Origin of the sequence: Enterococcus sp. DIV1096b, from assembly GCF_050498765.1 — a bacterium.
Lineage (GTDB): Bacteria > Bacillota > Bacilli > Lactobacillales > Enterococcaceae > Enterococcus_D > Enterococcus_D entomosocium.
Map to the genome: position 1 here is coordinate 1505670 of NZ_JBMHEK010000001.1, position 15608 is coordinate 1521277.

The window sequence follows — 15608 nt, forward strand, 5'->3', positions numbered from 1 at the left end:
CAAAAATGGTTTTTCAAACGAAGCAGTGAAGGACCGCTGGTTTACTTGCGTTAACGACGAATGAGCTGAATGAAGAAAAGCGGATGAATGATTGAGGAGGAACGAACGTGGCAAATGCATATGCAAAAGCCGGTGTCGATGTCGAAGCCGGTTATGAAGTAGTCGAACGGATCAAAAAGCATGTGAAACGAACAGAACGGCTAGGCGTGATGGGGGCAATCGGGGGCTTTGGTGGCTGTTTTGACTTATCATCGTACCAATTGAAAGAACCGGTACTCGTTTCTGGGACAGATGGTGTAGGAACCAAGCTTTTGTTGGCGATCCAACAAGAACAGCACACAACGATCGGCATTGATTGCGTCGCGATGTGCGTGAATGATATCGTCGCTCAAGGGGCAGAACCTATCTACTTCCTTGACTATGTTGCAGTTGGTAAAAACGATCCGGCAAAGATCGAACAAATCATTGCTGGTGTCGCAGAGGGCTGTGTGCAAGCGGGGGCTGCCCTGATTGGTGGGGAAACCGCTGAGATGCCGGGGATGTATCAGCCAGAAGAATATGATCTTGCTGGTTTCGCCGTAGGGATCGTCGAAAAAAGTCGCTTGATCACTGGAGAAACCATTAAAGAAGGCGATGAGCTGATTGGTTTGCCTTCTTCAGGCATTCACTCCAATGGGTACTCTTTAGTCAGAAAAATCTTTTTTGAACAGCATGGCTATACAGGAGCAGAAACGTTTGCGGAACTTGGTAACCAAACGCTTGCAGAAAGTTTATTGACGCCAACGAGAATTTACGTTGATGCACTGAAACCTTTATTGACAGAAGGATTGTTAGCTGGAATTTCTCATATCACTGGTGGCGGCTTTGTTGAAAATATCCCACGGATGCTGCCTGAAGGTCTGGCGGCAGAAATCGCCTTAGACACTTGGCCGCAGTTGCCAATATTTGATATGATCGCTACTCATGGCGCGATTCCTCATCAAGAAATGTTCGAGATTTTCAATATGGGTATCGGTATGGTCTTAGCCGTTGCGCCAGAAAATGTTGCGGCTGTGATGGCACTTCTATCCGCCAATGAAGAACAAGCATACCGGATCGGTAAAGTGACCAAACGTAACAACGAAGCCGTTTGCTTCAAAGAGGCAGTCCGATGAGGATCGCCGTCTTTGCTTCTGGAACGGGCAGCAATTTTACAGCAATCGCCGATGCGATCCAAGCAAATAAAATCAAAGGAGCGCAGATCGGGTTGGTCTTTTCCGATAAACCTACAGCGCCAGTAATAGAAAAAGCCCGCGCGAGAGACTATGAAACGCTTGTCATAGAGCCAGCGGCATTTGCATCAAAAGCAGCCTTTGAAAATAAATTGATCGAAGAATTGCAGGATCATGCCATCGATTTTATTGTTTTAGCAGGGTATATGCGAATCATCGGCAACACTCTATTATCCGCTTATGAAGGCAGAGTCATCAATATCCATCCCTCCTTGTTGCCGAGTTTCCCAGGTAAATCTGGGATCGCCGATGCCTTCGCTTACGGCGTGAAAGTGACGGGAGTGACGGTTCATTATGTCGATGCCGGCATTGACACAGGGCCAATCATTGCCCAAGAAATCGTTCGGATCGACACCGACGATACATTAGCAAATGTGACAGAAAAAATTCATCAAGTAGAACATCAAATCTATCCAGCTGTTTTAGCTGAAATCGTGGAAAAGGGGCTATCGAATCGTGAATAAACGTGCATTAATCAGTGTGTCTGACAAAGAAGGACTCGTACCATTTGTCCAAGAATTGACCAATTTAGGATTTGAGATTATCTCAACTGGCGGGACAAAAACGGCCTTGGAACAAGCGGGGCTTCAACCGATCGGCATCGAAGCGGTCACAGAATTTCCTGAAATGATGGATGGTAGGGTCAAGACGCTACATCCAAGGGTGCATGGTGGTCTGTTAGGACGGCGTGATCTGCCTTCTCATATGGAGGCAATGGCTGAGCATGGCATTTTACCGATCGACCTTGTTGTCGTCAATCTTTATCCATTTAAAGAAACCATCAGTAAGCTTGACGTCACAGAAGCCGACGCAATCGAAAATATCGACATCGGCGGACCAAGCATGCTACGTTCTGCGGCGAAAAATCATGCCTCAGTAACTGTTGTCGTTGATCCCAACGATTACGACTGGGTTTTAGCTGAGCTGAAGGAAGGCAATACGACGTTGGCATCAAGAAAGAAATTAGCTGCCAAAGTCTTCCGCCATACCGCCGCTTACGATGCCTTGATTGGTGAATACTTGACCAAAGCGGTGGCTGAAACAGAAACAGAGACCTTGACGAAAACTTATGTTTTGAAACAAACATTGCGTTATGGTGAAAATAGTCATCAGAAAGCTTCCTTCTATCAAGATGCATTACCCGTGCCCTATTCGATTGCCAGCGCAAAACAAATCCACGGCAAAGAATTGTCTTACAACAACATTAAAGATGCTGACACTGCCTTGCGGATCGCAGAAGAATTTACAGAGCCAACTGCGGTAGCCCTAAAGCACATGAATCCCTGTGGAATCGGAAGTGGAGAAACGATTGCTGAAGCTTTCCAAGAAGCTTACGAAGCAGACCCAGTGTCGATTTTTGGCGGGATCATTGTTTTGAATCGTCCAGTTGAAGTGGCAACTGCGGAGCAACTGCAGCGGATTTTTCTTGAGATCATCATTGCACCTGCATTTGAAGAAGAAGCACTAGAAATCTTAACGAAGAAAAAAAATCTGCGCCTGCTGGTTGTTGATTTCGAAAAAGCAGCCAAACAGCCAGAAGTTGTCTCTGTCCTTGGGGGCTTATTGGTGCAAGAACCAGATGATCAAATGGAAACACCAGAAGATTGGACCGTGGTGACAAAGAGAAAGCCAACAACAGAAGAAAGCGCAGCTTTGGTTTTTGCTTGGAAAGCGGTGAAACACGTGAAATCTAATGCCATCGTTTTAGCCAATCAACAGCAAACCGTCGGGATCGGCGCTGGTCAAATGAACCGCGTGGGTTCGGTGAAAATCGCCGTCGAACAAGCCCGTGAAAACAATAAACTGGCTGGTTCAGTGCTGGCAAGCGACGCCTTTTTCCCAATGGATGACAGTGTTGAATATGCAGCGCAACAAGGAATCAAAGCGATTATTCAACCTGGTGGCAGTATCAAAGATCAAGAGTCGATCGACATGGCAGATAAATACGGTGTGGCGATGGTCTTTACTGGTGTTCGTCATTTTAAACACTAAGAAATAGGAGAAGACGATGAAAATACTTGTTATTGGTAGTGGCGGTAGAGAGCATGCCGTCGCAAAAAAGTTTCTGCAGGATCCTCAAGTGGAAACAGTCTTTTGTGCGAAGGGCAATCCCGGTATGCGAAAAGACGGGATCAAGACAGTCGCAATTGAAGAGTCCGATCATGAAAGTCTAATTGCTTTTGCTCAAGAGCAGGAGGTTGATTGGACCTTCGTTGGTCCGGAAGTTCCGTTGCTAAATGGCATCGTAGATGATTTTCAGGGGGCGGGCTTGGAAATTTTTGGCCCCAATCGCCAAGCAGCGATGATTGAAGGATCAAAAGAGTTTGCCAAAGAATTGATGCGAACCAATCACATTCCAACAGCAGACTATCAAAGCTTTACAGATAGTGCCCAGGCAAAAGCCTATATCCAACGTAAAGGTGCGCCAATCGTCATCAAAGCAGATGGTTTAGCGGCGGGCAAAGGCGTGGTTGTCGCGGAAACCATTGAAGAAGCAAACGCAGCAGTCGAAGCGATGCTGGAGCAAAATGCTTTCGGTGAAAGTGGTGCAAAAGTGGTGATCGAAGAGTTTTTGGCTGGCGAGGAGTTTTCGCTATTGGCATTTGTGAAGGGCGAAGCCGTCTATCCAATGGTCATTGCCCAAGACCATAAACGTGCCTTCGATGGCGATTTAGGTCCGAATACAGGAGGTATGGGGGCTTATACGCCGGTACCGCAGATTCCGCAAGAAATGGTCGATCAAGCGGTAGCAGAAGTTTTACTTCCTGCAGCAAAAGGGATGATTCGCAACAATACACCGTTTACGGGGATTCTCTATGCAGGTCTGATTGCTACCAATGATGGACCGAAAGTCATCGAATTCAATGCGCGTTTTGGCGATCCAGAAACACAAGTCGTGCTAAGTCGCTTAGAAAGCAGTCTAGCCCAGATCATTGATGATCTCTTACAGGACCAAGTACCTACGATCCAATGGAATCAATCGGCTTCGATCGGTGTCGTGATTGCCTCTCAAGGATATCCAGGCAAGTATCAGCAAGGAATGCCTGTCCCAAGCCCAGAAGGAGAAGGAACGCAATTCTTTTATGCAGGAGTGGATGAAGCTGCCGACCAAGGTGGTTTGACGGCAGCTGGTGGGCGCGTTTTTCTTGTGGAAGCATCAGCTGAGAATTTAGCTGCTGCACAAAAGAACGTCTATGAAGCAATCAGCAGGTTGTCTTTATCTGGCTTATATTACCGAAACGATATCGGCGATAAAGCCTTGCAATATAGCAACTCATCAAAGGCGATGAAGTAAAGAATATTTCTGTGCATAACACAACCTGAAAAAAAGGAGGGCTGCCAGTAGAACCAATCGGTTGTGCTGGTGGTTTTCGTTTTATGGGAGGTTTTTTTGACGTTTGTATAGCGTTTTCATCTTGTTGTGATAAAATAGGAATGTAGTTTAAATAAGGAGGAACTTTACGTGAAAAAAATTAAATTCGGTCCCACTGATTTAGAAGTATCCAGCGTGATTTTAGGATTGATGCGCATCAACAATGCCAAAGATCCTGTGAAGGTCTTGACGACTGCGATTGAAAATGACATTACCTTCTTTGACCATGCGGATATTTATGGTCGCGGTGAATGTGAAACGATTTTTGCAGAAGCGTTAGCAAAAACGGCAGCTAAAAGAGAAGATTTATTTATTCAATCAAAATGCGGCATCGTTCCAGGTGAAATGTTTGATTTTTCGAAAGAGCATATTATCTCTTCTGTGGAAGGTAGTTTGCAACGATTGAAAACTGATCATTTAGATGCGTTATTATTGCATCGCCCTGACACTTTGTTTGAACCAGAAGAAGTGGCAGCAGCCTTTGACCAATTAGAAAAAGACGGTAAAGTGAAATACTTCGGTGTCAGCAATCAAAAACCTGGTCAAATCGAATTGTTGAAAAAATATGTTTCCCAACCTTTAGTAGCGAATCAGCTGCAATTCGGGATCATGCATACGGGAATGATCGATCAAGGAATTCATGTCAACATGACGGATGCTGGTAGTGTCGATCATGATGGAGAAATTCTAGAATATTCTCGCTTGCATGAGATGACGATCCAAGCTTGGTCTCCGTATCAGTATGGTTTCTTTGAAGGGGTCTTTATCGGTAACGAGAAATTCCCAGAGTTGAACGAAAAATTGACCGAACTAGCGGACAAGTATCAAACGACACCGACAGGTATTGCTTCTGCGTGGATCTTACGTCACCCTGCAAACATGCAAGTGATTGCTGGAACGATGACCCCACATCGGATCGAAGAAATCGCGCAAGCATCTTCGATCGTATTGACCCGCCATGAATGGTATGAGGTGTATAAAGCAGCAGGGAACATCTTGCCGTAATTTATACGTAAATTCCGTTTTTTTCAGTACTTATAAGGATGAATGTTCGTAAAAGACGAACATTCATCCTTTTTTTTCAAAAAGTATTTCTAAAAAGCTTGTATTTCATTTCCAGGTGGTTTAAATTGTTGTGGGCGTTAAAAATAGGCTGATGCCATTTGATGCTTGCTTCACTCTTAGTAAGATTTGGAGGATATTTTTATGTTTGACATGAAAGTTTTTGATTACGAAGATATACAACTGATTCCTAACAAGTGTATCGTGAACAGCCGTTCAGAATGTGATACCACGGTGACATTAGGCGGACACTCGTTTAAAATGCCTGTTGTTCCTGCAAATATGCAAACAATTATTGATGATTCAATCGCAGAATTTTTAGCTGAAAATGGCTATTTTTATATTATGCACCGCTTTGATGAAGAAGCACGGATTCCATTCATCAAAAAAATGAAAAGCCGCGGCTTGATTAGTTCAATCAGCGTGGGTGTCAAAGAAAATGAATATGCCTTTGTAGAAGAACTAGCTGAGAAAGAGCTTGTTCCTGATTTTATCACGATCGATATTGCCCATGGTCACTCAAACGCCGTGATCAATATGATTCAACACATCAAGAAGCATTTACCAGAAACGTTTGTGATCGCTGGAAATGTTGGAACGCCAGAAGCAGTTCGTGAATTGGAAAACGCTGGCGCCGATGCAACAAAAGTCGGTATTGGACCAGGGAAAGTTTGTATCACAAAAATCAAAACTGGTTTCGGGACTGGAGGATGGCAATTGGCAGCATTACGCTGGTGTGCCAAAGCTGCTCGCAAACCAATCATTGCAGATGGTGGCATTCGGACACACGGCGATATCGCTAAATCTGTCCGCTTTGGTGCAACCATGGTCATGATCGGTTCATTGTTTGCTGGGCATGAAGAATCACCAGGAGAAACCAAGGTAGAAAATGGCGTTGTAATGAAAGAATACTTTGGTTCTGCATCAGAATTTCAAAAAGGTGAAAAGAAAAACGTAGAAGGAAAGAAAATTTGGATTCAATACAAAGGTTCTTTAAAAGATACGTTAGTTGAAATGCAGCAAGACTTGCAGTCATCGATCTCTTATGCAGGTGGAAAAGATTTAGAATCGATTCGTAAAGTGGATTACGTAATCGTGAAAAATTCGATTTTCAATGGAGATACTATTTAAGCTGGATACTGAAGAAACGGCCTTTTAGCGGTCGTTTCTTTTTTTTGTTGGAACAACCATTTTGTTTTTCTGTTTTCTTCGTTATAATAGAAGCAATGAGAAGTAGAGGAGCGGGTGACCAAATGACAATCAAAGTGATGTCTGTGTTCGGTACCAGACCGGAAGCCATCAAAATGGCGCCACTAGTAAAGGAATTGGAAAACGACCCGCGTTTTGAATCGATCGTTGTGGTGACGGCGCAGCATCGAGAAATGTTGGATCAAGTTTTAACGGTTTTTGAAATCATACCAGATTATGATCTGGATATTATGACTTTAGGGCAAACTTTGACAGGAATCACTACCAAAGTTTTGCTGGATCTGGAACCTATCTTGCAAAAAGAAACCCCTGATATCGTACTCGTTCACGGGGATACGACCACAGCTTATGCAGCCGCGACGGCAGCTTTCTATCAGCAGATTCCTGTGGGGCATGTGGAAGCCGGTTTGCGTACATGGAACAAAAAATCTCCTTATCCGGAGGAAGCCAATCGTCAGCTGATCGATGTATTAGCGGATTTTTATTTTGCGCCAACTGTCCAAAGCAAAGAAAATTTATTAGCGGAAAATCGCAATAAAGCTGCAATTTTTGTAACGGGAAATACCGCCATTGATGCGATGCGTTATACGATCTCGGAGGACTATCAGCATCCAGAACTTTCTGCAGCAGATCAAACCATGATTCTTCTGACAATGCACCGTCGCGAGAACTTAGGTGTTCCGATGAAGCAAGTCTTCCGCGCTTTAGCGAAGATCGCTAAGGAGAAACCAACCATCAAAGTGGTTTTTCCTATGCATAAAAATCCTCAAGTCCGAGGGATTGCTATGGAGATACTTGGGGAACTAGAAAATGTCACGCTGATTGAGCCTTTAGATGTCATTGATTTTCACAATGTTGCCAATCAAAGCACATTGATTTTGACGGATTCTGGTGGTGTCCAAGAAGAAGCACCGTCGTTAGGCGTTCCTGTTTTGGTCTTGCGAGATACAACAGAGCGCCCAGAAGGAATTGCTGCAGGTACGTTAAAACTGATCGGTACGTCTGAAGCTGCGGTTTATCAAGAAACGAAGCGACTACTAGAGGATCCAGAAGCTTACAATGCCATGGCACATGCAGAAAATCCCTATGGCGATGGGAAAGCTAGTCGGCGAATCTTGAAAATTTTAGCAGATCATTTTTCGTGAGAGCTGGATCGAAAGAATATAGAAAAAATCATTTTTCAGAATCGGATATGAAAGAGAAATAGGCAGCTGTTTATTTAAATGGCTGTCTATTTTTTATTCGAGTTTGGAAATTTATTACATTCTCTCCTTCAATGAGATAGCCGAAGTGACTTGATGGATTCTGGGTTTTGCCCTGAGAGGATTTCTCTCTATCTATTCGTGTAAAAGAAGTTTTGTCACATATAAAATCACAGCAGTTCTTTAACGTTGTTATTTTATTGTAAGACCTTTCATTTGAAAACCAACGAAAATCTATGAAAAAAGGGTGCTATTTTCCATTGTTGCGGTTGACATTGGCTAGGATAGCAGTTATTATGTGGGTAGTTGGAAGATAGACTTCCGGCGAACTGACATTTTATACAAATAATTGTTAGGTGAGGCTCCTATATGGACACAAGCTGCTGCCGCAAAAGTATCGAGAGATACTTAGTTGGTAGGACAGGTCTAATCGTGAAGGTTAAACCCAAAGTAGCTGATAGCAGATTTGCTATCTACGCCCTATAGTGCTAAAGCTCTACAATGATCATGAGTTTTTTACGCATGCTTATTGGGAGCGTGCGTTTTTTTGTGTCTTTTACGCATGTTCCACAGTGACTTACCTAATAAAAAGAAAGGAAGATTCACATGGAATACCCCAGTCCCCAGATGAAACAGCGGAGTAATTATCGAATCGCTAGGGGTGGCGTAAGCAACTCCTAAGTGCTAGGAGGAAAAAAAGATGTTAAAAAAACTATCGAAAGATCAAGAACTAAAATTACTGGCAAAATTGACCGAAAGAGAACTGCTGATGGAAATGCGGACATCCTTCCAAGGGCTATCGGAAGAAGATGCTGCAGAACGTTTGGCAGAGTACGGTCCAAACAAAGTGGATGCGCAAAAACCAACACCTGCTTGGTTGATGATCCTAGGTGCTTTCAAAGATCCTTTTGTGTTAGTTTTGGCATTATTAATGGTTATTTCTTTTGTAACAGGCGATATTGAAGCAGTGATCGTGATGGGAATCATGATTTTAGCCAGTGTCATGATTACTTTCGTCCAAGAATACCGTTCCCAAAAAGCAAGCTTAGCGTTAAAAGAACTTATTGAAAATACTTGTTCCGTAACCCGAGATGGAATCACGAGAGAAATTCCGATGGATGAAGTCGTTCCAGGAGACATCGTCACCTTAGCAACCGGCGACATGATTCCTGCGGATGCGATCTTGATTTGGACCAAAGATTTATTTATCAATCAATCTTCATTAACAGGCGAATCAATGCCAGTTGAAAAATTTGTCGATGCTGGGATCAAAGAAAGCGATGAACAAATTTCTGCACTAGATATGCAAGATCTTGTTTTCATGGGTACCGATGTCTTAAGTGGTCAAGGAAAAGCCATTATTTTGAAAACCGGTCAAAGTACTTTCTTCGGTGATATTGCCAAAAATGCGACCACGAAACGGGGCAAAACAACCTTTGAAGATGGCTTAACAAAAGTTAGCAAGCTATTGTTGCGAATGGTCATGGTTCTTTTCCCAATCGTTTTATTGATCAATGGTTTGACCAAGGGTGATTGGGGCGAAGCGTTGTTCTTCGCGATTGCAGTAGCAGTTGGTTTGACGCCAGAAATGCTACCAATGATCGTCACCAGTAACTTAGCCAAAGGGGCGATCTCTTTATCAAAAGAAAAAGTGATCGTCAAAGAATTGCCTTCGATTCAAAACTTAGGTGCAATGGATGTACTATGTACCGATAAAACGGGTACGATCACCGAAGATCGTGTTGTACTGGTACAGCATTTAAACCCATTTGGCGTAGAAGATAAACAAGTCCTTGATATGACGTATTTAAATTCTTACTATCAAACAGGGTGGAAAAACCTGATGGATATTGCTGTCTTAAACTACTATGAAGAAGAAGGCTTGGCAGCGCCATTTAACGATGTGACAAAAATCGATGAGATTCCGTTTGACTTCTCACGTCGCCGCTTGACGGTTGTTGTCAATGCAGATGGTCATCAACTGATGGTCACTAAAGGTGCCGCCGAGGAAATGGAACAAGTCTGCAAGTACGTAGAAGTTGATGGCAAAGTGATGGAATTGACTCCTCAATTGAGAAAACAATTGCGTCAAGTGAATTTGCGCTTGAATAAACAAGGAATGCGCGTGTTGACTGTTGCTGTAAAACGAGATGCCCACGCAGATGCCGTTTATTCTGTAGAAGATGAACAAGATATGATCATGATTGGCTTTATGGGCTTCTTAGATCCAGCAAAAGAAACAGCAAAAACAGCGATTGCTTCTTTACACGGTCATGGCATCAATGTCAAAGTGTTAACGGGAGATAATGCGATCGTTGCGCAAAAAGTTTGTCGAGATGTTGGTATTGATGCAGATGAATACTTGTTAGGAACCGATATAGATCATCTGTCAGATGAAGAGTTAGCAGAGAAAGCTGCAAAAACTAATCTGTTTGCAAAATTAAATCCAATGCAAAAATCCCGAATCATTGAAACCATTCAAGCGGCAGGCCATACGGTCGGCTTTATGGGAGATGGCATCAACGACGCGCCTGCTTTACGTACAGCAGATGTTGGTATCTCGGTTGATACCGCAGCAGATATCACCAAAGATGCCAGCTCGATCATTTTATTAGAAAAAAGTTTGAATGTCCTTGATAAAGGGGTCATCGAAGGCCGCAAAGTATTTACCAATATGATGAAGTACATCAAAATGACGTTGAGTTCGAATTTCGGGAATGTGTTCTCGATCTTAGTTGCTAGTGCCTTTTTACCTTTCTTACCAATGTTGTCCATTCAACTGTTGGTTCAAAACTTGGTGTACGATATGGCCCAATTGACGATCCCATGGGACAACGTAGATAAAGAAGAGTTAGAAAAACCAGTTAAATGGCAAGTGGGTGGACTATTGAAGTTTACCGTCGGCATTGGACCTGTCAGCAGCATCTTCGATATTTTGACTTTCTTTATGATGTGGCATGTCTTTAGTGCAAATACCATCCAAGAGCAAGCCTTGTTCCAAGCAGGATGGTTTATGATTGGCTTGACGACACAAACCTTAGTCGTTCACATGATCAGAACGAGAAAATTACCATTTATCAAAAGTATCGCATCACCTGCAGTTTTGATTTCAAGTGTTCTAGCGATTGCAGTTGGCTTCTTGGTCATCTTGACGCCATTGCATACCGTCTTTGATTTTGCAGCACTGCCATCAAGTTACTGGCCATGGTATGTCGGTATCAATCTAGCTTATTTAGTAACAGTTGAGTTTGCGAAACGCATTTACATTCATGTCACGAGAGAATGGATTTAAAAAAACAGGTCGGCGTTCTTCCTAACAGGGGGAGAATCGCCGATCTGTTTCTTTTTATCCGTTCTCTGTATTATTTTTTTCTCATATTAAGAAATTTCTCTTTGATTCAAGTCGAATCCTTCACAAGTGATAAAAGGAGGTTAATGATAAATCTGTTTAGCGGAATGGTGGATGCTGTACTATTCTTAAATAAAAAAAAGAATCTGAAAAGAAAAAATTGAAGAAAGCGATTGCTTTAATGTGATTAATTTCACTAATGTTTTCTTAAGAGTTGCTACAGTGGGAATTCTTTTATTAAAAAAAATACCCTTTTCACTTGTCATTTTCGAAGTTAAATGATAATTTATAAGAGTAAATGAAATTTCGATAGTACAGATTTAAACCCTGTTACATACGAAAGTGAATTTTTATATCAGAGAGGAAAGTGTGTCAAGATGGCAAAAAAACAAAAAGCACTTGATTTCCAAGCGATTTTGGAGCAAGTCAATGCGGATTTTCCAACTTACCAAGCTTTGGACAAAGACGGGAAAATTGTAAATCAAGAGTTAGTACCAGATTTAAGTGACGACGAATTAGTTGAATTGATGACTCGTATGGTATGGTCTCGTGTATTAGACCAACGCTCAACTGCGTTAAACCGTCAAGGTCGTTTAGGTTTCTTCGCGCCAACTGCTGGACAAGAAGCAAGCCAATTAGCAAGTCAATTTGCTTTTGAAAAAGAAGACGTTTTATTACCTGGTTACCGTGATGTACCACAATTGATCCAACACGGTCTGCCATTGAAAGAAGCTTTCTTATGGTCACGTGGCCACGTTGCTGGGAACCTTTATCCAGAAGATTTAAAAGCATTGCCACCACAAATCATTATTGGTGCACAATACGTCCAAGCAGCCGGCGTTGCTTTAGGATTGAAAAAACGCAACAAGAAAAATGTTGTATTCACTTATACAGGTGATGGCGGTTCTTCACAAGGGGACTTCTATGAAGCAATCAACTTTGCAGGGGCTTACCATGCAAACGCTGTATTCTATATCCAAAACAATGGTTTTGCGATCTCTACACCTCGTGAAGTACAAAGCGCGGCACCAACATTGGCACAAAAAGCTGCAGCAGCTGGGATCCCTGGTATCCAAGTTGACGGTATGGATCCATTGGCAGTGTACTATGTTTCTAAAGCAGCTCGTGAATGGGCAGCAAACGGCAACGGTCCTGTATTGATTGAAACCTTGACTTACCGTTACGGTCCACATACATTGTCTGGTGATGATCCAACCCGTTACCGTTCAAAAGACATGGACAGCGAATGGCAACAAAAAGATCCATTGGTACGTTTCCGTACTTACCTAACTGAAAAAGGACTTTGGTCTGAAGAAAAAGAAGAACAAGTCATTGAACAAACAAAAGAAGAAATCAAAGCAGCGATCGCTGAAGCGGACCGCGTGCCAAAACAAAAAGTTTCAGATTTCTTGAAAAACATGTTTGAAGTACAACCACAAAACATTAAAGAACAAATTGCAACTTACGAAGCGAAGGAGTCGAAATAGTCATGGCACAAAAAACAATGATTCAAGCAATTACAGATGCCTTAGCTGTTGAAATGGAAAATGACAAAGAGATTTTAGTCTTTGGTGAAGATGTCGGTAAAAACGGCGGGGTTTTCCGTGCAACAGAAGGTTTACAAGAAAAATTCGGCGAAGATCGTGTCTTCGATACCCCTCTTGCTGAATCTGGTATCGGCGGCTTGGCTTTCGGTTTAGCATTAGAAGGTTTCCGTCCAGTTCCAGAAATCCAATTCTTTGGTTTCGTATTTGAAACATTTGACGAAATCGTTGGTCAAATGGCGCGTACTCGTTACCGTATGGGTGGTACACGTAATTTACCAATCACTATTCGTTCACCATTTGGTGGCGGTGTGCACACACCAGAATTGCACTCAGATAACTTGGAAGGATTGATCGCTCAATCACCTGGTATCCGTGTCGTTATTCCATCAAACCCATATGATGCAAAAGGATTATTGATTGCTTCTATCCGCAGCAATGACCCAGTTGTTTTCTTAGAGCACATGAAACTTTACCGTTCATTCCGTGAAGAAGTGCCAGAAGAAGCATACGAAGTTCCTTTAGACAAAGCAGCAGTAACTCGTGAAGGTTCTGATGTTTCAATCATCACTTATGGTGCAATGGTTCGTGAAGCAATCAAAGCTGCTGACAACTTAGCGAAAGAAAACATCAACGCTGAAATTATCGACTTGCGTACAGTTGCTCCTCTTGATGTTGAAACGATCATCAAATCAGTTGAAAAAACTGGTCGTGTGGTTGTCGTTCAAGAAGCACAAAAACAAGCAGGTGTTGGCGCTCAAGTCGTTTCTGAAATTTCTGAACGTGCGGTTCTATCACTAGAAGCTCCAATCGGACGCGTGTCTGCACCAGATACGATCTTCCCATTCGGTCAAGCTGAAAACATTTGGTTGCCAAATGCAAAAGACATCGAAGACAAAGTGAAAGAAATCGTGAACTTTTAATAGTTGAAGAAGGGAAGAATAGAAAATGGCATTTCAATTTAAATTACCGGATATCGGTGAAGGAATTGCAGAAGGCGAAATCGTAAAATGGTTCGTCAAAGCAGGGGATACCATCAATGAAGATGATACCTTACTAGAAGTTCAAAATGATAAATCAGTGGAAGAAATTCCATCTCCAGTAACAGGAACAGTGAAAAACATCGTTGTCCCTGAAGGTACAGTCGCAAACGTTGGAGATGTCCTTGTTGAGATCGATGCACCAGGACATGAAGACAACGAAGGCGATGCAGGTGTAGCAGCAGAGTCTCAAACACCAGCAAAACCAGCAGCAGAACCTACAACGGAAACGGCTGAAGCATCAGCTGGTTCTTCTGAAGGCGCAGGCGTTTTCCAATTCAAATTACCGGATATCGGTGAAGGAATTGCAGAAGGCGAAATCGTAAAATGGTTCGTTAAAGCAGGAGATACCATCAATGAAGACGATACGTTGCTTGAAGTTCAAAACGACAAATCAGTCGAAGAAATCCCATCTCCAGTAACAGGAACAGTGAAAAACATCGTTGTTGCTGAAGGAACAGTTGCAAATGTTGGTGATGTTTTAGTTGAAATCGACGCACCTGGTCACAACAGTGCGCCTGCTTCATCAAGCGCACCTGCAGAAGCACCAAAAGAAAAAGTGGAAACTTCTGGTTCAGCAAGTGTTGTTGAAGCAGCAGATCCTAACAAACGTGTCTTGGCTATGCCTTCTGTCCGTCAATTCGCTCGCGAAAAAGATGTGGATATTTCCCAAGTATCAGCAACAGGTAAAGGCGGACGTGTAACAAAAGAAGACATCGAAAACTTCCTATCAGGTGGCGGACAAGCTGCAAAAGCTGAAACTCAAGCTCCTGCGAAAGAAGAAACAAAAGCTGCAGCAACTGAAAGCAAACCAGCAGCTCCAGCAAAAGCCTTCAAATCAAACTTAGGTGATTTAGAAGAACGTGTTGCCTTAACACCTACACGTAAAGCAATCGCTAAAGCGATGGTAAACAGCAAACAAACAGCACCTCATGTAACCTTGCATGATGAAGTTGAAGTAACAAACCTATGGGATAATCGTAAGAAATTCAAAGAAGTTGCTGCTGCAAACGGCACAAAACTTACTTTCTTACCATATGTTGTGAAAGCATTGACTGCAACAGTGAAAAAATTCCCTATCTTGAATGCGTCGATCGATGATGCAAAACAAGAGATCGTATACAAAAACTATTACAACATCGGTATCGCAACAGATACTGACCATGGGTTGTATGTACCAAACGTAAAAGATGCAGATCGTAAAGGCATGTTTGCTATCGCTGATGAAATCAACGAAAAAGCAAAACTTGCTCATGACGGCAAATTGGCTGCAGATGATATGCGTAATGGTACCATCACAATCAGTAACATCGGTTCAGTTGGTGGCGGCTGGTTCACTCCAGTAATCAACTACCCTGAAGTAGCTATTTTGGGTGTAGGTACAATCGCGCAACAACCAATCGTAAACGCTGAAGGCGAAATCGTTGTCGGACGTGTGATGAAACTTTCATTAAGCTTCGACCACCGTATCGTTGATGGCGCAACAGCGCAACAAGCAATGAATAATATCAAACGTCTATTAGCTGATCCAGAGCTATTAATGATGGAAGGATGATTA

Annotated in this window: 11 protein-coding genes and 1 riboswitch; all 11 genes read left to right on the forward strand. The window is 42.7% G+C overall.

Annotated features, from left to right (window positions below; all coding sequences use genetic code 11):
• The first annotated feature begins 107 nt into the window (after positions 1-107).
• The 11 genes from purM to IGJ17_RS07245 all read left to right on the forward strand — a co-directional run bounded on the left by purM (position 108) and on the right by IGJ17_RS07245 (position 15605).
• Positions 108-1154, forward strand: a complete 1047-nt coding sequence (gene purM, locus IGJ17_RS07195) for a phosphoribosylformylglycinamidine cyclo-ligase (RefSeq protein ID WP_005236392.1) — start codon at positions 108-110, stop codon at positions 1152-1154.
• A complete protein-coding gene (gene purN, locus IGJ17_RS07200) occupies positions 1151-1735 on the forward strand; it encodes a phosphoribosylglycinamide formyltransferase (protein ID WP_086317291.1) in 585 nt (194 codons plus the stop codon). The genes purM and purN overlap by 4 nt, the downstream gene beginning before the upstream one ends.
• On the forward strand, positions 1728-3263 hold the full coding sequence (gene purH, locus IGJ17_RS07205) for a bifunctional phosphoribosylaminoimidazolecarboxamide formyltransferase/IMP cyclohydrolase (RefSeq protein ID WP_429961189.1): 1536 nt from the start codon (positions 1728-1730) through the stop codon (positions 3261-3263). Before purN ends, purH begins: the two co-directional genes overlap by 8 nt.
• A gap of 16 nt (positions 3264-3279) precedes the next feature.
• Positions 3280-4566, forward strand: coding sequence for a phosphoribosylamine--glycine ligase (gene purD, locus IGJ17_RS07210; protein WP_086317295.1), 1287 nt, complete (start codon positions 3280-3282; stop codon positions 4564-4566).
• A gap of 168 nt (positions 4567-4734) precedes the next feature.
• Positions 4735-5649, forward strand: a complete 915-nt coding sequence (locus tag IGJ17_RS07215; RefSeq protein WP_086317297.1) for an aldo/keto reductase — start codon at positions 4735-4737, stop codon at positions 5647-5649.
• A 210-nt stretch (positions 5650-5859) separates the two neighbouring features.
• Entirely contained in the window at positions 5860-6837 is a 978-nt protein-coding gene (gene guaC, locus IGJ17_RS07220) for a GMP reductase (RefSeq protein ID WP_086317478.1), read from the forward strand.
• Positions 6838-6959: 122 nt separating this feature from the next.
• Positions 6960-8060 (forward strand): non-hydrolyzing UDP-N-acetylglucosamine 2-epimerase, encoded by a 1101-nt coding sequence (wecB, locus tag IGJ17_RS07225; RefSeq protein WP_042890118.1) that lies wholly within the window; start codon positions 6960-6962, stop codon positions 8058-8060.
• A gap of 398 nt (positions 8061-8458) precedes the next feature.
• Positions 8459-8630, forward strand: a riboswitch (M-box (ykoK) riboswitch).
• 187 nt (positions 8631-8817) lie between these two features.
• Positions 8818-11409, forward strand: a complete 2592-nt coding sequence (gene mgtA / locus IGJ17_RS07230; RefSeq protein ID WP_005236382.1) for a magnesium-translocating P-type ATPase — start codon at positions 8818-8820, stop codon at positions 11407-11409.
• A gap of 434 nt (positions 11410-11843) precedes the next feature.
• Positions 11844-12953, forward strand: a complete 1110-nt coding sequence (pdhA, locus tag IGJ17_RS07235) for a pyruvate dehydrogenase (acetyl-transferring) E1 component subunit alpha (protein WP_005231936.1) — start codon at positions 11844-11846, stop codon at positions 12951-12953.
• A 2-nt stretch (positions 12954-12955) separates the two neighbouring features.
• Positions 12956-13933, forward strand: coding sequence for an alpha-ketoacid dehydrogenase subunit beta (locus IGJ17_RS07240; RefSeq protein ID WP_005230047.1), 978 nt, complete (start codon positions 12956-12958; stop codon positions 13931-13933).
• A gap of 25 nt (positions 13934-13958) precedes the next feature.
• Positions 13959-15605 carry a dihydrolipoyllysine-residue acetyltransferase gene (locus tag IGJ17_RS07245; RefSeq protein WP_005236379.1) on the forward strand — a complete coding sequence of 549 codons (1647 nt, stop codon included), beginning with the start codon at positions 13959-13961 and terminating at the stop codon, positions 15603-15605.
• The last annotated feature ends 3 nt before the right edge of the window (positions 15606-15608 follow it).